At 46.5% G+C, this 20,014-nt stretch carries 14 protein-coding genes and 1 CRISPR repeat array (1 of these 15 cut by a window edge); of the genes, 10 read left to right on the top strand and 4 right to left on the bottom strand.

Translation table 11 applies throughout. The annotated features are described in order from the left end of the window. Positions 1 to 19: 19 nt before the first annotated feature. Together ftsX and rpoH are read left to right on the top strand one after the other, a co-directional pair. Positions 20 to 937, top strand: a complete 918-nt coding sequence (ftsX, locus tag ACRJJO_RS03085) for a permease-like cell division protein FtsX (protein ID WP_431064469.1) — start codon at positions 20 to 22, stop codon at positions 935 to 937. 186 nt (positions 938 to 1,123) lie between these two features. Further along, positions 1,124 to 1,990, top strand: coding sequence for an RNA polymerase sigma factor RpoH (gene rpoH / locus ACRJJO_RS03080; protein WP_125218888.1), 867 nt, complete (start codon positions 1,124 to 1,126; stop codon positions 1,988 to 1,990). Between the two features lie 125 nt (positions 1,991 to 2,115). On the opposite strand, the gene ACRJJO_RS03075 is transcribed toward rpoH, so the two are convergent. Together ACRJJO_RS03075 and ACRJJO_RS03070 are read right to left on the bottom strand one after the other, a co-directional pair. Next, complete coding sequence (locus ACRJJO_RS03075) at positions 2,116 to 2,691, bottom strand: DNA-3-methyladenine glycosylase I (protein WP_431064468.1); 576 nt, start codon at positions 2,689 to 2,691, stop codon at positions 2,116 to 2,118. Positions 2,692 to 3,039: 348 nt separating this feature from the next. Further along, positions 3,040 to 3,906: a WYL domain-containing protein gene (locus ACRJJO_RS03070; RefSeq protein WP_431064467.1), complete on the bottom strand. Its 867-nt coding sequence runs from the start codon at positions 3,904 to 3,906 to the stop codon at positions 3,040 to 3,042. Positions 3,907 to 4,114: 208 nt separating this feature from the next. On the opposite strand from ACRJJO_RS03070, the gene cas1f reads away from it, so the two are divergent. Continuing rightward, entirely contained in the window at positions 4,115 to 5,062 is a 948-nt protein-coding gene (gene cas1f, locus ACRJJO_RS03065) for a type I-F CRISPR-associated endonuclease Cas1f (protein ID WP_431064466.1), read from the top strand. A gap of 56 nt (positions 5,063 to 5,118) precedes the next feature. Here cas1f and ACRJJO_RS03060 read toward each other — a convergent pair whose 3' ends face one another. Together ACRJJO_RS03060 and ACRJJO_RS03055 are read right to left on the bottom strand one after the other, a co-directional pair. Next, on the bottom strand, positions 5,119 to 5,511 hold the full coding sequence (locus tag ACRJJO_RS03060) for a type II toxin-antitoxin system VapC family toxin (RefSeq protein WP_431064465.1): 393 nt from the start codon (positions 5,509 to 5,511) through the stop codon (positions 5,119 to 5,121). A gap of 14 nt (positions 5,512 to 5,525) precedes the next feature. Further along, complete coding sequence (locus tag ACRJJO_RS03055; protein ID WP_431064464.1) at positions 5,526 to 5,756, bottom strand: antitoxin; 231 nt, start codon at positions 5,754 to 5,756, stop codon at positions 5,526 to 5,528. 78 nt (positions 5,757 to 5,834) lie between these two features. On the opposite strand from ACRJJO_RS03055, the gene cas3f reads away from it, so the two are divergent. From cas3f to ACRJJO_RS03020, 7 genes are all read left to right on the top strand, one after another. Beyond that, positions 5,835 to 9,173 carry a type I-F CRISPR-associated helicase Cas3f gene (gene cas3f / locus ACRJJO_RS03050; protein WP_431064463.1) on the top strand — a complete coding sequence of 1,113 codons (3,339 nt, stop codon included), beginning with the start codon at positions 5,835 to 5,837 and terminating at the stop codon, positions 9,171 to 9,173. Beyond that, the gene (csy1, locus tag ACRJJO_RS03045; protein WP_431064462.1) at positions 9,166 to 10,656 is read left to right on the top strand and encodes a type I-F CRISPR-associated protein Csy1; all 1,491 of its coding nucleotides are present in this window, start codon (positions 9,166 to 9,168) and stop codon (positions 10,654 to 10,656) included. The genes cas3f and csy1 overlap by 8 nt, the downstream gene beginning before the upstream one ends. Then, positions 10,653 to 11,840, top strand: a complete 1,188-nt coding sequence (csy2, locus tag ACRJJO_RS03040; protein WP_431064461.1) for a type I-F CRISPR-associated protein Csy2 — start codon at positions 10,653 to 10,655, stop codon at positions 11,838 to 11,840. Before csy1 ends, csy2 begins: the two co-directional genes overlap by 4 nt. Positions 11,841 to 11,881: 41 nt before the next feature. Continuing rightward, complete coding sequence (csy3, locus tag ACRJJO_RS03035; RefSeq protein ID WP_431064460.1) at positions 11,882 to 12,889, top strand: type I-F CRISPR-associated protein Csy3; 1,008 nt, start codon at positions 11,882 to 11,884, stop codon at positions 12,887 to 12,889. Continuing rightward, positions 12,889 to 13,470: a type I-F CRISPR-associated endoribonuclease Cas6/Csy4 gene (gene cas6f / locus ACRJJO_RS03030; protein ID WP_431064459.1), complete on the top strand. Its 582-nt coding sequence runs from the start codon at positions 12,889 to 12,891 to the stop codon at positions 13,468 to 13,470. The genes csy3 and cas6f overlap by 1 nt, the downstream gene beginning before the upstream one ends. An 81-nt stretch (positions 13,471 to 13,551) precedes the next feature. Beyond that, complete coding sequence (locus ACRJJO_RS03025) at positions 13,552 to 13,971, top strand: TA system antitoxin ParD family protein (protein ID WP_431064458.1); 420 nt, start codon at positions 13,552 to 13,554, stop codon at positions 13,969 to 13,971. After that, complete coding sequence (locus ACRJJO_RS03020) at positions 13,968 to 14,564, top strand: AAA family ATPase (protein ID WP_431064457.1); 597 nt, start codon at positions 13,968 to 13,970, stop codon at positions 14,562 to 14,564. Before ACRJJO_RS03025 ends, ACRJJO_RS03020 begins: the two co-directional genes overlap by 4 nt. A 138-nt stretch (positions 14,565 to 14,702) precedes the next feature. Continuing rightward, positions 14,703 to 20,014: direct repeats of the CRISPR family, unit length 28 nt; it runs 8,641 nt beyond the window's last position.

Below are 20,014 nucleotides of genomic sequence, written 5' to 3'. Positions count from 1 at the left end.
TTCCGGTAGGCTAAGCGCTATGCTACAGACTTACCTGGATATTCATGCGCAAGCCTTGTTTTCCAGTTTAGGTCGTTTGGCGCGCGCACCTGTGACATCGCTGATGACCGTCAGCGTATTATCCATTGCAATTTCGTTGGCCGCAGGATTCTATCTGTTGGTCGCCAATATTCAACAATTAACCGGCGGACTCGAAGATAGCAATCAAATTTCGTTGTTTTTAAAAGATCACGTCACCGATGATGCCGGCGTAAATTTAGCCGAGAAAATTAAAAAATTCGATCATATACAGGAAGTCAAGGTTATTACGAAAACCCAAGGGCTCGCTGAATTTCGTGAATATAGCGGTTTCGGCGATGCACTGAAGGCGTTGGATAAAAACCCCTTGCCGACAGTCATTCAGGTTATGCCGGAACATAGCCTCGAAGAAGGACCGCAACTTGACGAATTGTTTACAAAATTAACGGATTTACAAGAAGTCGATTTTGCACAATTGGATATGCAATGGATCAAACGCTTGTATTCGATCATGGAACTGGCGGATCGTGGTGTTACGCTGCTCAGTTTTATATTGGCCCTAGCCGTATTATTCATTACCGGCAATACGATAAGACTGGAATTACACAACCGGCGTGATGAAGTCATCATCGCTAAACTGGTGGGCGCGACCCATCGTTTTATTCAAAGGCCGTTTTTGTATACCGGTTTTTGGTTGGGTTTTTGTTCGGGCATTTTGGCTTGGATTACTGTGACGGTCATGCTGTTTATTCTGCAGCAACCGATCGATCGATTGTCCGGTCTTTATGACGGCGTATTTTCGATGCGTTATTTGAGTTTCGGCGAAATGATGTCATTAATTGCGATTTCTTCACTGCTTGGAGTAGTTGCTGCCTGGGCGGTGCTTTGCTATCAATTAAGACTGACCAAGCCCGAATAAACCGAAAGTCAGTTTAAGTCCTTGACTCCAATAAGGTATTTATAGCGATATCCCCAGTGAATCAGAATCGCCCCGAGCCCTATCGATTATGAATTCACTCACAAAATAATGCGGAACTTATAAAAATTTTAGCACTCATACCACGAGAGTGCTAAAATCGGGCAAATTTAAAAATAAGGGGAAATCATGAGTAACGCATTAGCCTTTGCCTTACCAACTAATCTTTCCGTAGGAACATTCGACGCTTATTTGAATGCGGTCGCGCAAATGCCGACTTTGTCTCACGAACATGAGCGCAAACTAGCGCTTCGCTATCGCGATGAAGGCGACTTGGAAGCAGCGAAGGAGCTAGTTATGTCGAATCTTCGTTTTGTTGTTCATGTCGCGCGTGGATACAGCGGTTACGGACTGCCATTGCCCGACATCATTCAAGAAGGCAACGTCGGCCTCATGAAAGCCGTCAAACGCTTCGATCCCGATGTCGGGGTTCGCTTAGTGACCTTTGCCGTGCATTGGATCAGAGCGGAAATACATGAATACGTCATCAAAAACTGGCGTATCGTCAAAATCGCTACAACCAAAGCTCAGCGTAAACTGTTTTTTAATTTACGCAAATCGAAAAACAACCTAGGCTGGTTGTCGCACGACGAGGCGAAAGCTGTCGCCAACGATTTAGGCGTTGATCTCAAAACCGTTTATGAAATGGAAAAACGTATGGACGGTTCGGATATGGCTTTCGACATGCCGCATGACGAGCCTTCCGACGAAAGCACTTACGCCTCGCCAGTCAGTTACTTAGAACAACATAACTCGGACCCTGCGGATTTGCTGGAAAACGAGCAATGGCAAGGTTATGAAGAAAACATGCTAAGCGAAGCAATGGCGGAGCTTGATGAGCGTAGTCTCGATATTCTCAATAGCCGCTGGCTAAGCGAAGAAAAAGCGACTTTGCATGATTTGGCCGAACGCTACAATGTTTCAGCCGAGCGCATCCGGCAGTTGGAAAAAAACGCCATGAACAAGCTGAAAGCCGCATTCGTGCTGGAAGCATAATAAGTCGAACACTTCACGCGGGGCGGGTTATTTAAGCCGCCCCGAACGTTCTCCGGTTCCCATAGTCCTCCGTGAGAATCCATAAGAGTTAAGAAATAATCACTTCCTAGTAACCGGAAAGTATATCAATCCGAAATCCGCGCAATCTCCCCATAACGAAAACAATCGACAGTATGATCGTTGATCATGCCGACCGCCTGCATGAACGCATAACAAATCGTCGAACCGACGAATTTAAAACCTCGTCTTTTCAATTCTTTACTGAGCCGATCCGATAAAGGCGTATTCGCCGGCAACTCGGCGTGCGTCCGCCACGCGTTCTGGACTGGCTGGCCGTCGACAAAATCCCATAGAAACGCATCGAAACTCCCGGCTTCTTCTATGACGTTCAAAAAAGCGCGTGCATTGGTCACAGCGGCATTCACTTTGAGCCGGTTGCGAATGATGCCCGGATTCTCCAGCAACTCCGCGATTTTTGCGTCATCATAGCCGGCCACCGATACCGGATCGAAATTGTCGAACGCTGCCCTGAAATTGTCCCGCTTTTTCAAAATCGTCGACCAACTCAAGCCCGCCTGAGCGCCCTCCAAAACCAAAAACTCGAACAACAGGCGGTCGTCATGCACCGGCACACCCCACTCGCGATCGTGATAGTCCTCTTCAAGCGGGCTGGACAAAGCCCATCGGCATTTTTTGTTCATGTCAATTGAAAGATATGATTAGGAACGAGCATGAAATAACTTCGACAACTTCTGGGAAGGGGTTCGGTGGCTCGATTGACAGGCGTCGGCGGCAGGGCAGATTTTTGCTCCTGCAAAATCTGCATTCATGCCATCCATGGCAATCAGATTCCGCCGTCGAGCCTACATGGATGTATTCACCCAGCACCTAAATTCCATAGTCCATTGACTATGTTTAACTATCTTGGATAATTTAGGTGTTGGGTTCACGGCGTCCTGTCAAGCGAGTCACCGAATCGCCGCAAAGCCTACTGACTGTAGCAGTTATTTTGTGCATATTACTTAGATTTCTAGGAAGGATACCGTGCGTTAAAAAAAGATAAAGTCCTTGATCTCATCGCGATTCAAAAGCACGATTTGCTGCTCCATCGCTTCCCGATGCAGATCGTCCTTGCCGATTCGCATACTCAAAAGAAAATACGACAACAAGGCAGCCCGAATTTGAGTGACGCATTTACCGTCGACCATTCCGAAATCGCGCTCGATCACGCTTTTTTGCGCTTCGTTCAATCCCGGATGCGGACCGATTTCGATAGTCAACCACTTGTTCCACAAGGTGTCGGTAAAAGGCGCCTCGTCAGCCTTACCCAAAATAGAGACGCTATGAATACGTGCAAGAACGAAATCGCGGTAGTCGTTGTGAGTTACGCTGAAAGATCGAACGTGCCAACGCAAACCGTCGAACACCAAAGTATGAGGGTTGATTTGCAAAGTCTTAGGCTCAGGACTAGACAACGATTGATACGAAATCTCCAGCCCGAATTTAAAACGCACCGCCTGCACAACGCCGCGCAAAACTCGCGTATCGATTTGCCGTACCAAAGGATTGACGATTTCAACGGTTGGAAGGTTACCGACTAATGCGATCAAGGTTTCGTAACCGTTTTGTTGCTGTAATTTTAAAACCTGTAACAGCTCGCCGGTCGTTCCATCCATGAAGCCCGGTTTAAACGAATCGTCGACCACATACCGTTTCAAATGCTTATCGTAACGAATATTTCCCGGACACAGCGATTGATAAAGCGTCAAATCCTTCGAAGCCTGTACCCGACTGATGCCGAAATAATTAATCAACGTACCGGTCGAAATTTCGCCGCTCCAAAACACCGTCGCTTCCAGCAAAGTTAATCGATGACGCTGTTCCCATTTTAAATTCGGTTGCAAGAGACTACTCATGGTGTTAGAGTTATGAAAATAAAATTTATATATTTCTTAATTGAATGGTCAAGAATTCTATCAGTAGCTTAGCAGTAAACAAACTTTAGAGAGGAGAAGAGATAAAAAATTTCTTTTCGAATACAAGTAATGGTTATTAACAATGATACTCGATAGGCGATCGCATGTTTATAGATACGAATTTGATTGGCATAGCAGGTACTTAACAATGGAACAACTCACCGATCTTAAAGCGATATTACATTCCAAACGCGCCAACATCTACTATCTGGAAAAATGCCGGGTGATGCAAAAGGATGGTCGCGTACTCTATCTGACAGAAGCCAAGGAAGAAAAACAGTACTGGAATATACCGATTGCCAATACCACGGTGATTCTGCTCGGTACCGGTACCTCGATCACGCAAGCGGCAGCCAGAATGTTGGCATCGGCCGGCGTGTTAATCGGATTTTGCGGAGGCGGAGGTACGCCGTTGTTGATGGGCAACGAAATCGAATGGCTAACGCCGCAAAGCGAATACCGACCCACGGAATATATCCAAGGTTGGTTGTCGTTTTGGTTCGATGCACAAAAAAGGTTACAAGTCGCAAAGCAGTTTCAACACGGACGCATCGACTATTTAAGCCGCATCTGGGCCAATGATAAGGATCTCAAAACCGAAGGGTTTGACAGCAACGACGAAGACATAGCAGGCGCGTTAGCCAATTGCGCCGCGAAAATCGACAATGCCAAAAACGTCACCGAATTATTGGTAGGTGAGGCGCAACTGACCAAAAGCCTGTATAAAGCCGCCGTCAAACGAACTAAGCACAGTGATTTTAGCCGTAATGCCGAAAGTGTCGATGACGCCAATATTTTTCTCAATCACGGCAACTATCTGGCCTACGGCTTGGGTGCCACGACGCTGTGGGTACTCGGCATCCCGCACGGTTTCGCGGTCATGCACGGTAAAACGAGACGCGGGGCATTGGTATTTGATGTCGCCGACCTAGTCAAAGATACGTTGATATTGCCGTGGGCCTTCATCTGCGCCAAGGAAAAAACGACCGAACAGGAATTCCGTCAACAAATTCTGCAAAAATTTACCGAACATAAAGCGCTGGAATTTATGTTTGACACTGTTAAGGATATCGCCTTGCAGGGAGATAAGGCATGAGTTTAGCGGGTCGAATCATTCCTACGCGTCCGCGTGAAAACGCTCATAGCTTAAAATCACTCAACCCAATTTTCAAGCCGCAAGCCATCAATACGTCTAAAATTCCTTGTGTTATTAGTGACCAATGTCAAATCCAAAGCAACTGCGTGAGCGGCAATCCAAAGGTCATTGCCCCCAATCAGACAACCTTTTTTTTCCAAGTCACTGCGAATAGAGGCATAAACCTCCGCAACCTCAACCAGCATAGGTTGCACCGGCAAACGAGCAGCCAGCAGTTGGACATTCATGATGGCCGCTTCTTTTTCTCGGCTTTTCAATGCCCCCGAAAACAATTCACCATAGGTAATCATCGAAATCACAACTTCACCATGCCGCAATTGCCTAAACCTTTCTGCAATGCAAGCCGGACGGCGTTTTTTAAGATAAATACAAATATCCGTATCCAGCATGTACAGAGCTTGCATCAGTCAAAATCCCGATGCTGCGGCGGAGGGTCAATCCGTTCTTCCGCCATAAAATCATCTGAGAAGCTGGCGAAAATGTCCATCACATCCGCAAGATTATCCGGTTTTTTGCGTAACACCACCTCATCGCCGCGTCGAAAAATCTCCACCTCATCCGCATCAAACTGGAACTCTTTGGGAATTCGCACCGCTTGCGAATTACCGCTTTTAAAAACGCGCGTTGTCGTCATAAAACACCTCGTGTATATATCGTATGTGTTTACATTAGCACTAATCCAGAATGAGAACAATAAACTGGAGTTCCTAACATGATGGTCACCTTCGTGTCCGAATGCGAGAAAAAAGCGCTAAACCGCACCCGCCGCGTCCTCGACGCCTTCGCCAACCGCATTGGCAGCCGCACCTGGCAAACCGTGATCACTGAGGAAGGCTTACAAGCGGTAAAAAAGCTGCTGAGAAAAACCGCGACCAAGAACACCGCCGTGAGTTGTCATTGGATACGGAGTCGAAGCCGGAGCGAGTTGGTTTGGGTCGTGGGGAATCGGAGCAAGTTTAATCGGGAGGGGGTTGTGCCGGTGAATTATACCGAAACGGAAATTACTCAATTTGCCGATAACAGCCAGTGGAAAACTATCGAGATTATAAAATACGCCGCCACTATTGCCGGTTTGTTCCACGACTATGGCAAGGCCAATCAATTATTTCAGGATAAGATTGATCCAAATAAGAAAACATCTGTATTCGAACCCTACCGACATGAGTGGGTGTCGCTTCGTTTGTTCCAAGCATTTATTGGCGACAAGAGTGATATTCAGTGGCTTGATGCTTTAACCCAAATAGATCAAGATGGATTTTCTAATTGTTTCAGAGATGGCTTGGATGGGCATGTTACTGAAAATCATCCGATAACTGACCTACCGCCATTTGCAAGATTGGTTGCTTGGCTAATTCTAACGCATCATAGATTACCGATTTGTCCAGCATGGAAAGGTGTTTCTGTACCTCCTATGGAGTCTGTTGATCAATGGATCAACACCAATTTTGAAGCGATATGGAATTCCCCTAATTGTAAAGACAAAGACCAAGCTGAGCGGATAGAAGCTAATTGGCATTTTGAGAAAGGATTGCCCGTTCAAAGTATGCAATGGCGTTCTAAAGCCTGCCTGATTGCTTCGGAAACCATAACCAAATTATCAAGAGTACTTAGTGACGAATGCAATTGGTTGGATGAGCAGCTTTTCAGTTCTCATCTTGCCCGGTTGTGTCTGATGTTGTCAGATCATTACTATTCGTCACAAAACGCGACACCAGAATGGCAAAATCCACACTATCAAGCGTTTGCCAATACCGATAAAAAAACCAAACAGTTTAAACAGCAGTTGGATGAGCATCTCATTGGGGTGGCGCATCATGCGCAAAAAATTGTTCGATCATTACCTCGATTTAATGCAACGCTCAGACAACTTGAAAAAAACGCTTTTCTTGAAGCAAATGTCCGTAAAGCGTTCAAAGAGGAGTTCGGCTGGCAAGACCAGGCAAAGAAACTGGCGCAGGATTTAAGCAAAGAGAGTGTCAATCACGGCTTTTTCGGCATTAACATGGCGTCGACTGGCAAAGGAAAAACATTGGCCAATGCAAAAATCATGTATGCGCTTGGTAGCGAAACGGGGCGAATTCGCTTCAATGTGGCACTGGGTCTACGCACCTTAACACTGCAAACCGGAAAAGAGTTCCGGGAAATGCTAGAGCTGACCGATGAAGAATTGGCCATTATGGTTGGTGGCATAGCCGCTAAAGAATTGTTTGAAAATGAACAAAGTAAATCAAGTGGTGAACAAAAGCAAAGTGGCATAAATGAGTCCAGTCAATATGAGGGTTCTGGCAGCGAATCGGAAGAAGCGCTGGATGCCGATCTCTTTGTTGATTATACCGGCGATATCTACGATCACAGTCTGAGCAGCTGGACGAAAAAAAACGACAAACTGGAAAAACTGATTCAAGCGCCGGTGCTGGTTAGCACTATTGACCACTTGATACCGGCGACCGAAGGCACGAAAGGTGGCAAGCAGATCGGCCCTATGTTGCGCTTATTAAGTTCAGACCTGGTATTGGATGAGCCGGATGATTTTGGTTTGAATGACCTGCCGGCATTATGCAGGCTGGTGAATTGGGCAGGCATTTTGGGCAGTCGCGTCTTGCTTTCCACCGCAACTATGCCGCCGGCGTTGGTTTACGCGCTCTATCAGTCCTACTACTCAGGGTGGAAGCAATATGCCCAGGCAAATATCGAAAATTGGGATGCACATATTAACTGTGCCTGGTTCGATGAATTCAATACGCCGCAGGCCGAACCAGTTAAGGAATTTGACGCATTTAAAGCGTTGCATAAAAAATTCATCAAAGACCGAATCAAAAAGCTGAAGGAAAACACCTTGCCTCAACGTAAAGGTCGCATTATCTCTATCAGTGATTCTTGTACAGACAGCATTGGTCGGTTGGCTGACACTGTTCAACAAAATATACTCAATCTGCATAAACACCATAATCAAAGTAAAGACGGACAAACTATCTCCATTGGATTGGTGCGTATGGCGAATATTGATCCTTTGGTAGCCGTTGCTAAGGCCTTATTGAAACGAGAGGTAACCCAAGCCAATACCTGCATACACTATTGCGTCTATCACAGTCACTATCCAATCGGCATACGCTCATATCTGGAAGCCCGCCTGGACAAAGTGCTGAAGCGGAAAAAGCCGGAAGAGATTTGGTGGCATGATTCGGTAAAACAGGCGCTTGATAAACATCCGCAACAACATCATGTCTTCGTAGTCCTGGCCTCGCCGGTTGCGGAGGTTGGCCGGGATCATGATTACGACTGGGCGATTGTGGAACCCAGTTCCATGCGTTCCATCATTCAATTAGCCGGTCGAGTTCTTAGACACCGCGATCATGTTCCAGAAACGGCCAATATTCTATTGTTAAACGAAAACTACAGAGCCTTGGTTTATAAATCGGTTTGTTTTGAAAAGCCGGGGTTTGAATCAGCGGAACGGCAACTGGCAGAAAAAGATTTAAATAGCCTTTTAGATACTGACCAATATCAGACTATCAATGCCGTACCGAGGATAACCTTACCTTCAGAATATCGAAAAAAGGGTAATAGCTATTTAAACCTGGTTGAACTGGAACATAAAGCCCTTGCCGCCCAATTATTTGGAGATAGAACAGGGGCAAAAATTTGGTGGAGAAACAATCCCCACTGGTGCGGTGAAATTCAACGGCAGCAACGCTTCCGTGCATCGCCACAGGATGAAGCTTATTACCTATGGCTGGAAGACAGTTATTCCGAGCCAAGATGGAAATGGAAAAACGAGCATGTTTATCCTGCGAAATTTGCCGATCATGGTTCTATTGTCATTTCAAGCGGCAAAGACCTGGAAATAGGCGAAAGGAATAATGTCTGGTTTAACCTCGATCCACTAACAATTTATTCCGAACTCGCCAATGATTTTGCCATTGAATTAGTGGAAGTGAGCCGACGATTTGGCGAAGTTCGTCTGATCGATTACGAAAGCAACAGACAGCAAGAATACCTCTACCATCCTAATTTGGGACTGTATAAAGAAATAGGAAATAGCAATGACTAATGATGCTAACAAGCTTAGTACTTGGGAAGAAGTGATTAAAGAATATATTGATGGATTAGATGAACATAGCAAAAAGGAAGAATACTTAAACGAATTAATTTCAAAGTTCTATTTTGAAAAATGCATACAGGCGGAAACTGCTGATGATGTAGATAGAAAAATTTTAGAAAATGATTTAAAAAAAATCAGAACGACTCCGGTCACGCAAAAAAACAAGCCTAAATTAGAGAAGTATTATGATTCTTTTATTCAACGGGGCTGGCTTGAGAGTCATGACCAGGAATTGAAGAAGTTAAAAGGAAAAAACTGTTTTTATAACATCTGGATTTGTAGAGCATTGATGCTAGGGAATGGTGTTCAGCCAGCCACTCATGTTGCCAAGCTGACCCATTCAAGCAGTGGTGGATCTTCAATGTTAGATGACAACCATGCAATAGATCATAGTTACGTCACTACAAGTTCCCTTACGAATAAAAATTACGACGGTGCGTATCCTGATGCCAAGTTTTCTAAAATTGTTAAATTTTTGATGCTGAAAAATGGCAACATGCTCAGTGAAGAAATTAAACGTGGAAATCTCCAGCCGTTGAGCAAATTTGCGGATAAAGAAGGAGAGCTTGATCGATGGATGAATGGCTTTCAAAGAAATTTAGCACCATCTCTTAAAAGCGATTGTTTAGCTAAGCAAATTTATTTTCCAGTTGAAAATGACTATCATCTTTTAACAGTCATGAAATCATCTTCTCTCGCACATTCCTTATTTCTTAAAAACTTTGAAAAGTCCGCTAAAAAGCAACAAGAAAAATTAAAAAAAAGCAAAAGCCAACAACGCTATCATCAACAACCCTATCTGCGTTCAATAAATGTTGCCAAAATTTCTACTACTTTGAGTCAACCACAAAACGTTTCTGTGTTAAACGGAGCGCGAGGTGGCAGGTTATATTTATTTTCCAGTCAACCTCCCACTTGGCAAAGCCAACTAAAGCCGCCTGCCAATCACTCATCACTGTTCTACGCTATCTTCTTAAATACAAATACGCGTATATCGATTGATTATTTGCGTGATTTTTTATTACGTTATCAAAATATAGATCTAAGTATTCGAGATCCTAAACGCCGCAAATGGATAGATAAATGGGTGAATGACATCATTGATGAGGTTTTATCGTACGCGGCTGATATTCAGAATCAGCAAGCTAGTTGGACGGCTGGAGACGGTATAAAACTTAAACCCGCTCATCAATATTTTCTTGATCCTTATCGGGATGATGATGCATTCCAGAAGGCAAGAAAAGCCAATGATTGGCAAGCGGAAATTTGTAATGATTTTGCCCGTTGGTTGAATTATAAGCTGATCGGCAAAGACAAGAAATTTACACCACAAAAAGCACATTCTCGTATCTGGGCGGAACTATTAGCACAACCACTCAGAGAAAATAACCAAATGATTGAAGCCGATATGCCAATCAGGGAGGAGGCGTGAGTCAGTATATTCTTATTAATCGCATTCAAGTACAAAACGCCAATGCAATTGCTGGCTTTACTTGGGGCTTTCCGGCTGTAACCCATTTTTTGGGTTTTACTCATAACTTGCTGCGCAAGCTTCATGAAACCGAAAATTTAAACGATATTGGTTTAAATGGATGCGCTGTCGTATCGCATAAACAACAAGTGCATACCTACAAGCCTTATGACTACCAATTTACCCAGAGCAGGAATCCCCCTTTTTTGAAGTCACACGATAAAGCTGCTAATCCGCCCGTTATCGAAGAAGGCAAAATGAACATGACAGTCTCTTTGCTGATTGGGTGCGAGGGTAATATCGGCAACCGCCAGGATGCCTTTATCGAATGGCTGGAAAATGCTTGTATGCGTCAACGTTTGGCTGGCGGAACGATCTTAAAAATTGGCCGTATCGAGATATTCGATACGCAGAATAAAGCGACATTACGAACCATAAAACGCAGATTATTGCCGGGCTTTCTGCTGACAGATCGTTCGGAATATCTTGAAAACCACCATCAAACACTGCAACAAAATAATCCTGAAACGGAATTGATCGATGCCTGGTTCGATTTTATCGCCGTCAAACAACAAGCCCGTCCCAAATCTAATCTGATTACTGAACATTTGGCTAATTTGGTTAAAACGGAGCCGGAAAGCGAAGACTATCGGCAACTGATCGATTCTTGGACTAACCATCGTCAAAGACCTTATCAAGAATCTGAATTGCCGGAGTGCTTGAAAAGCTATTTTGCTCAGCTTCAACCGACTAAATCCAACAAAAAGCTCTTAAGTCAATGGCAAGATTATTGTACTCCGACAGAAAAAACCGAGGCTGACTGGGAGTATATTGCCAAACCGGAGGCGGGATATCTGGTGCCCATCATGACGGGTTATAAAGCTATTTCTGAAGTATATGACAATGAAGAGGTCGCCAATACCCGCGATCATGAAACGCCGGTGTGTTTCGTCGAATCGGTGCACAGCGTAGGCGAATGGTTGAGTGTACATCGTTTGCAAACAGCCGAAGAACTACAAAAATCTTTATGGCATTACCATCACGAAAAACACTGGTATTTGTGCAAGCAATATCAGACCGGACAAGAGAATAATGTAACAGACGAAACATCTTATTCAGAAAATCCTGAAGATGATCTTAGCTAATTATCTAATCGATAATTCATTTTGAAACCAAGGAGTTAAAAGTGACTGAAATTAAATTACCCAGCCTATTGTCGTTTGAACGAAAATTGGAGCCCTCAGATGCGTTAATGTTTGCAGGTTGCTGGAACGAGCCCATCGAAAATGATGAACCAAAACAAGGTAAAAAAGATCATTGGCAACCGATCCGAATTACGAAACGGCTGAATCGTTCTACACAGAGTGCGCACGGTACAAAACCTGATGACATGTCCAAACCGAACCCCGTGGCTTCGGATAATGACGATGCCAACTTACCTCATGATAAGGATACGTTGAAAGTCAGCTTTACCCTGCGTATTGTTGGTAATATCGGAAAACCCTATGCCTGCAATGATCCAGCCTTTGAAAAGCTGATCTTAGAAAAAGTAAAGGCCTTTCGAGAAGCAAGCAATGACTTTTCGGCGCTGGCATTCCGCTATGCCTACAATATCGCCAATGGACGTTTCTTGTGGCGGAACAGGGTCTGTGCCGAGCAAATCATTGTTAACGCCAGTTTCAAAGGGCTGGAGAAACCTATAACCTTTAACGCTTATGATTATTCATTAAACGATTTCGACAAAAACAAAGATTGCGAAAAGCTGCAAACACTCTCGAATAAGATCAAGGAAGGGTTTGGGAATAACGGTAACTTTGTGCTGCTAGAAATAGATGCCTATGTAAAACTCGGTAACGGACAGCATGTATTTCCTTCCCAGGAAATGAACATGGGAGAAAAGAAAAAAGTTTTATTTCAACTTGAAGATACTGCCGCCATTCATAACGTAAAAATCGGCAATGCTTTGCGCACGGTCGATGACTGGTACGAAAATGCCGAATTTCCTATCGCGGCAGAGCCTTTTGGGGCTGTCACTCAAAGAGGAGAGGCACATAGAAAAAGCAAAATTGATTTATATACCTTAATGCTGGATTGGTTAAATAAAGACTCAATTGAAGAAAATCAAAAAAATTATGTGGTTGCCAATCTTATACGTGGAGGAGTCTTCAGCAGAGAAAGTGAAAAGGGCTCGTGATGAAATACTATCTCGACATAACTTTAATACCCAATGATGAAGTCCCGCTTTACTTCATCTGGGAAAAGCTCTATCAACAACTTCATTTGGCTCTGGTGGAACGATTGGAAGACGGCAAATCCAAAGTTGGAGTTTCTTTTCCAAAATATAATCAGGAAGGCCGGAGCTTGTGCAACAAACTCCGTTTGTTGGCTTTTGATAAGTCCGACTTGGAAACTTTGAATCTGGATAAGTATTTCGATCGACTGAGCGACTATGCTCATCGAACCAGCATCAAAGAAGTGCCTGCCGATAAAATCACCGGCTACGCCTTTTTCAAACGAGAACAAGTCAAAAGTAATCACGAACGCTTAGCGAGACGAAGGGCTAACAAAATGGACATTTCCGGTGAGCAGGCTCTGGCTTTTTTTGCTGAAAAAGAGGAGCGCAGAAGCCAATTGCCTTTCATCTTCCTCAATAGTCAAACCAACGGCAATCGTTATCCATTATTTATCGCTATGGAAGAAACTGACGAAGCCCCCAGCTCGGTCGCATTCAGTTCTTACGGTTTGAGCAGTAATTGTCCCGTACCGCTTTTTTGAGGAATTAACGCGTAAACTATTTGGGTCAATTGTAGCAAATAGCTACAATTGACCTGTTTAATTTACTTAATGAGGTGAATAATGGCTAAAGCAGCATCGCCGATTCGTTTGCAAAAGGAATTGATGAGCGCGGCGGAATTAACAGGAAAACGTTTTCATCGGAGCACCGCCGAACAAATCGAATATTGGGCGGAAATGGGGCGCACTGTTTCGGCGTTGTTGGACCCGGACGATTTGGCGGCCATCGCGGCAGGCGTGGCAAAACTCGAATTGGTACCAATATACGGTAAACCGGTCGATCCGGCTTCGGTCTTTCAAACGCTAGAGGATGAGCGCGCGGCGGGAAGCTTGGCTCAGCGCGTTACATCCAGTCCGGTAAGCTATCAAGCGTCCATCGAATACCCCGGCTGTTTGGAACAAATCGACCGCAAGGGTCAAGTCAGGATCGGCCAGTTTATTGACGGCGAATTTGTCGAAATTACTGAACCCCTGTCTGAATGATCAAGAAACAGCTTTGGTTGCTCGCGGGCGGCAATGGTGCCGGAAAGAGCACGTTTTATCAAACTCAGCTAACAAAGCACGGCATTCCATTCGTTAATGCCGATATTTTGGCTAAACACCTCTATCCCCTTGCACCGGAAGCGCACAGCTATGACGCGGCGATGATTGCCGCGCAACTGCGCTCGCAATTATTGTCGGAAGGACGCAGTTTTTGTTTTGAAACCGTATTCTCACACCCCTCGAAGATCGATTTTGTTGCCCAAGCAAAAACATTGGGCTATGAAATTATTTTGGTCTTTATTCATTTGGGCAGCGTATCGCTGAATCAAGCGCGAATTTCTCAGCGGGTTAGCGAAGGCGGGCATTCCGTTCCCGACGAAAAAGTACGAAGCCGATTGCCAAGGTTGTTAAAGCTTATCAAGCAAACCTTACCGCTATGCGATCAAGTCTATCTGTTAGATAATTCTCGTGCGGACAATCCGTTTAAACAAGTTGCGATGATTCGCAAAGGGAAAACCGAGTTGATGCAGGACACGATTCCGGAATGGGCGAGGGAGTTGTTGGCTGATTATTTGCTTGATACTGAAAATTAAACGATTAGACCCAAAAAAATTAGGCTCTTTAACAATATAGAAAAATCAAATAGTTATAAAACAACGAAAAATAATGGTTAAAACGGTTATATGCGAATAAGTAACTGTTGCCATTATTTTTTTGCGCTTTATACTACAGTTCACTGCCGCACAGGCAGCTTAGAAGTGATATCCGTTTCGCGTTTCGGATTTGTAAATGTTCACTGCCGCACAGGCAGCTTAGAAGTCAAGCGCTTTACGAGCTGATGGGCTCAGACCGTTCACTGCCGCACAGGCAGCTTAGAAGACGAAGGCGACGCGCTGATCAATCTGGTACATGTTCACTGCCGCACAGGCAGCTTAGAAGTGCATTACAAAAACCTGGAATGCGTATCGCGTGTTCACTGCCGCACAGGCAGCTTAGAAGCGAGCAAAAGCAACTGCCGGACATGCTGAAATGTTCACTGCCGCACAGGCAGCTTAGAAGCATTAGCTGCGCGTTGTCGTCGATCATAACGAGTTCACTGCCGCACAGGCAGCTTAGAAGTATTGGCTACGCCAAAAGCACCGGCGCATCAAGTTCACTGCCGCACAGGCAGCTTAGAAGTAAGGAGTCAATGATTGAACGTATCAACAAGTGTTCACTGCCGCACAGGCAGCTTAGAAGGATGCTCATGTTGTTTGAGCCCTGCGCTCGCGGTTCACTGCCGCACAGGCAGCTTAGAAGGTTCGATTGAAGAAGGTTTGATGATTCAGGCGGTTCACTGCCGCACAGGCAGCTTAGAAGGCAACGACCCGGCCTTGTTGCGTGAAACCAACGTTCACTGCCGCACAGGCAGCTTAGAAGTCAAGCAAGCGAACATCAATCCGAACCCGAAAGTTCACTGCCGCACAGGCAGCTTAGAAGGCCGGTGCCTTCAGAAAAGGCGGAGTCTTGATGTTCACTGCCGCACAGGCAGCTTAGAAGTTACTCGAAAGTAATGATATTAAATCAGTGCTGTTCACTGCCGCACAGGCAGCTTAGAAGACCAGAAAAAACTAACAACAGAACAGTTGAACGTTCACTGCCGCACAGGCAGCTTAGAAGAACGATAAAAAAGAGCAGGCAATGGTTAAAATGTTCACTGCCGCACAGGCAGCTTAGAAGTGCTTGTCGGTCTGAAAGGCATGCTCGATCAGGTTCACTGCCGCACAGGCAGCTTAGAAGCGAAATTTATACGTTGTATCAATCGCATACTAGTTCACTGCCGCACAGGCAGCTTAGAAGTGACATCGTGTTTGTAACGCAAAATCTGGGTGGTTCACTGCCGCACAGGCAGCTTAGAAGATTCCAATTGTTTACGACCAACAGAAGTTAATGTTCACTGCCGCACAGGCAGCTTAGAAGAGCGACCGACCGGAATGGCCGCTTTGGTGAAAGTTCACTGCCGCACAGGCAGCTTAGAAGGGTTTCGGTATCAACAGACATAATCGATGTGAGTTCACTGCCGCACAGGCAGCTTAGAAGAGGAGCATTTAGACCGCCTGGAGGGTCAGAACGTTCACTGCCGCACAGGCAGCTTAGAAGTATCGGAAAACATATTATCGCGTCTTTACAGCGTTCACTGCCGCACAGGCAGCTTAGAAGAACAGGCTCAACACGATCACGCAACGAGTTAAGTTCACTGCCGCACAGGCAGCTTAGAAGAACAGGCTCAACACGATCACGCAACGAGTTAAGTTCACTGCCGCACAGGCAGCTTAGAAGGACTACAGCACAGCTAAAAGTTGTCACGTGGCGTTCACTGCCGCACAGGCAGCTTAGAAGCGGAATAAACGTGGCTCGATCGATGCCGCAATGTTCACTGCCGCACAGGCAGCTTAGAAGGCCGCGATCAAACAGCGCGATGAACAAGCGACGTTCACTGCCGCACAGGCAGCTTAGAAGAGCGGCACCAGCACCGGCAGCACCGGCAGCACGTTCACTGCCGCACAGGCAGCTTAGAAGGGATGCCAGCGCATCATTGCAAAAGACGACGTGTTCACTGCCGCACAGGCAGCTTAGAAGGTCAGCGCACCTTCGGCCACTTCCCATACCGCGTTCACTGCCGCACAGGCAGCTTAGAAGCTCACCGATAGACGATCTATCGCCGGAACAGCGTTCACTGCCGCACAGGCAGCTTAGAAGTTGCCGAAAGGGCAGCGCTATTTGGGTGTGCAGTTCACTGCCGCACAGGCAGCTTAGAAGATTATCGGTTGTTCAACATCACGCCAACTGTGGTTCACTGCCGCACAGGCAGCTTAGAAGATCAGATGATGTAGCTCATTGTTCTGATGGTTGTTCACTGCCGCACAGGCAGCTTAGAAGATCGCCTGTACTCATCCGCGGATACATCTCACCGTTCACTGCCGCACAGGCAGCTTAGAAGTTGACGCAAAGCGCTTTCGATATTAAGTTCATGTTCACTGCCGCACAGGCAGCTTAGAAGAGAGTAAGAACATGGAGCCGGATCATTAAACGGTTCACTGCCGCACAGGCAGCTTAGAAGTCAAATTGCGGTCAACTGACGGAAAGCTATATGTTCACTGCCGCACAGGCAGCTTAGAAGCGATCACCCGATCGATCATTCGCTGATACCTAGGTTCACTGCCGCACAGGCAGCTTAGAAGGCTGCGTAGCGCTGCCGGCGATCCGGGCGGCTGTTCACTGCCGCACAGGCAGCTTAGAAGGTTTGGATTTTACGACTCAAAAGTGAATAATTGTTCACTGCCGCACAGGCAGCTTAGAAGTGATAGTCATTTGTTTCATCAACTTGTACAGAGTTCACTGCCGCACAGGCAGCTTAGAAGAAGTTAATGATGTTCGTTCGTTAATCGCGTCCGTTCACTGCCGCACAGGCAGCTTAGAAGGTCTGGTCGTGTCCTGTTTGCGCTGCGAAAATGTTCACTGCCGCACAGGCAGCTTAGAAGGTTGTTATTTAAGAGGTTTTGAAAATGAAAAAGTTCACTGCCGCACAGGCAGCTTAGAAGGTTCGATCTTTTACGCGATGCGCATGATGGCGGTTCACTGCCGCACAGGCAGCTTAGAAGGGGCGAGATGCCACAGGAAAGGTGCGTGACACGTTCACTGCCGCACAGGCAGCTTAGAAGAAACGCAGAGAAACCATACTAACCGTAATTTCGTTCACTGCCGCACAGGCAGCTTAGAAGGCCAGTGTCCCGGTATCGGTTTGTCGTCGTGCGTTCACTGCCGCACAGGCAGCTTAGAAGTTAGCAATTGGTTTGAATACGATCGTTAATTCGTTCACTGCCGCACAGGCAGCTTAGAAGACAAACGATTTAAGCACGGCACTGATTACGGCGTTCACTGCCGCACAGGCAGCTTAGAAGGCGTAGACTTCCTCCAAATTAAGAGGCCCGCAGTTCACTGCCGCACAGGCAGCTTAGAAGAAACCCGACGAGGAAATCGCATGGCTTCATCTGTTCACTGCCGCACAGGCAGCTTAGAAGAAGCACTGGGATGAGCGGTTTTCGACGATCGAGTTCACTGCCGCACAGGCAGCTTAGAAGTGAATGTGTAGCATCAATCTAGGGATGGCGGTGTTCACTGCCGCACAGGCAGCTTAGAAGAACGGCTGCGGGTACGGTGAATGACGGCACAGGTTCACTGCCGCACAGGCAGCTTAGAAGGATGCGACTAGGCGCGACACATGACACTACCCGTTCACTGCCGCACAGGCAGCTTAGAAGCAGAGCAGGATTTTCGGCACCCCGTGCGAAAGGTTCACTGCCGCACAGGCAGCTTAGAAGAAATTACAAATTGAGCAAATACCTCAGCCGCAGTTCACTGCCGCACAGGCAGCTTAGAAGGATAATGAACGGCGTTTTATCAAGCGTCGGCAGTTCACTGCCGCACAGGCAGCTTAGAAGAATGGAAATAGTCGCCGGCCATAAAGTGCCGTGTTCACTGCCGCACAGGCAGCTTAGAAGACCATCAACACTAATCAATGGCTGTCCTGACCGTTCACTGCCGCACAGGCAGCTTAGAAGCTTAGGCGGTTTTCGCTTGTGATGCTGTTCCCGTTCACTGCCGCACAGGCAGCTTAGAAGAAAGGCGTTGTCCAATGCAAGTCACAATACGTGTTCACTGCCGCACAGGCAGCTTAGAAGTAACCGCTTGATCGATGTAGTTCCATTCTTCCGTTCACTGCCGCACAGGCAGCTTAGAAGTCGATGCGCAACAACTGATATCAGAAATTCCCGTTAACTGCCGCACAGGCAGCTTAGAAGATACTTGTCGTCGAACGGCATGCCATATCTGAGTTCACTGCCGCACAGGCAGCTTAGAAGTCCCGACGAAAAAGTACGAAGCCGATTGCCAAGTTCACTGCCGCACAGGCAGCTTAGAAGCACGGGATACGAACTGAAGTGGTTAATCAACGGTTCACTGCCGCACAGGCAGCTTAGAAGTCCCACTTAAACTCGACATCATACTTGACTTCGTTCACTGCCGCACAGGCAGCTTAGAAGATGACCGCTCCGGAGCGCTTCATGTCGAATTCGTTCACTGCCGCACAGGCAGCTTAGAAGGGCAATATGTGCAGCCAATAGATATTTGCATCGTTCACTGCCGCACAGGCAGCTTAGAAGGGTATTAAAAGCCGCGGCGGTAATACCGACAGGTTCACTGCCGCACAGGCAGCTTAGAAGATTTGTTCTTGCGAATAATATTGTTTAATACCGTTCACTGCCGCACAGGCAGCTTAGAAGAATTGCTAACCGTGGCCTCGGTTATGGCCGTAGTTCACTGCCGCACAGGCAGCTTAGAAGACGCGGTAAAAGTGCTTGAAAGGATGAAGAAAGTTCACTGCCGCACAGGCAGCTTAGAAGTGCAATTCTTTCAGCTCTTCTTCTGCTTCATAGTTCACTGCCGCACAGGCAGCTTAGAAGTTCTCGCATTGGGGTTGGCTCAGTGGGTTAATGTTCACTGCCGCACAGGCAGCTTAGAAGGACCAGCGGATTTATACAACAACTTGGCATCGGTTCACTGCCGCACAGGCAGCTTAGAAGAACTCGAAGAGCTGGCTTTATAACCACGCGGTGTTCACTGCCGCACAGGCAGCTTAGAAGCGACGCGGCATATTATTGCGGCATGGGACAAAGTTCACTGCCGCACAGGCAGCTTAGAAGCGGGAAATGGAATCGGTTGTCGATCACGGCGGGTTCACTGCCGCACAGGCAGCTTAGAAGGATTACGGTTTAGACTCGAATCGGGTAAAAGTGTTCACTGCCGCACAGGCAGCTTAGAAGGCGCCCATCATCGATAAGCGGATATCGTCCGCGTTCACTGCCGCACAGGCAGCTTAGAAGACGCCAAGCGGGATGATGCCGCAAAATCTTCGGTTCACTGCCGCACAGGCAGCTTAGAAGCGCCGCGCGGTCAGCCTCCGGCACCGCACAATGTTCACTGCCGCACAGGCAGCTTAGAAGTG

The organism is Methylotuvimicrobium sp. (genome assembly GCF_050611805.1).
Classification (GTDB): domain Bacteria; phylum Pseudomonadota; class Gammaproteobacteria; order Methylococcales; family Methylomonadaceae; genus Methylotuvimicrobium.
The sequence above is the reverse complement of the archived record's forward strand: the minus strand, read 5'-3'. Positions and strand labels throughout refer to the sequence as shown.

Excerpts from the sequence above, each read along its gene's own strand:
- ftsX (WP_431064469.1), top strand. The coding sequence starts at position 20 with ATGCTACAGACTTACCTGGATATTCATGCGCAAGCCTTGTTTTCCAGT.
- rpoH (WP_125218888.1), top strand. The coding sequence starts at position 1,124 with ATGAGTAACGCATTAGCCTTTGCCTTACCAACTAATCTTTCCGTAGGA.
- ACRJJO_RS03075 (WP_431064468.1), bottom strand. The coding sequence starts at position 2,691 with ATGAACAAAAAATGCCGATGGGCTTTGTCCAGCCCGCTTGAAGAGGAC.
- ACRJJO_RS03070 (WP_431064467.1), bottom strand. The coding sequence starts at position 3,906 with ATGAGTAGTCTCTTGCAACCGAATTTAAAATGGGAACAGCGTCATCGA.
- cas1f (WP_431064466.1), top strand. The coding sequence starts at position 4,115 with ATGGAACAACTCACCGATCTTAAAGCGATATTACATTCCAAACGCGCC.
- ACRJJO_RS03060 (WP_431064465.1), bottom strand. The coding sequence starts at position 5,511 with ATGCTGGATACGGATATTTGTATTTATCTTAAAAAACGCCGTCCGGCT.
- ACRJJO_RS03055 (WP_431064464.1), bottom strand. The coding sequence starts at position 5,756 with ATGACGACAACGCGCGTTTTTAAAAGCGGTAATTCGCAAGCGGTGCGA.
- cas3f (WP_431064463.1), top strand. The coding sequence starts at position 5,835 with ATGATGGTCACCTTCGTGTCCGAATGCGAGAAAAAAGCGCTAAACCGC.
- csy1 (WP_431064462.1), top strand. The coding sequence starts at position 9,166 with ATGACTAATGATGCTAACAAGCTTAGTACTTGGGAAGAAGTGATTAAA.
- cas6f (WP_431064459.1), top strand. The coding sequence starts at position 12,889 with ATGAAATACTATCTCGACATAACTTTAATACCCAATGATGAAGTCCCG.
- ACRJJO_RS03025 (WP_431064458.1), top strand. The coding sequence starts at position 13,552 with ATGGCTAAAGCAGCATCGCCGATTCGTTTGCAAAAGGAATTGATGAGC.
- ACRJJO_RS03020 (WP_431064457.1), top strand. The coding sequence starts at position 13,968 with ATGATCAAGAAACAGCTTTGGTTGCTCGCGGGCGGCAATGGTGCCGGA.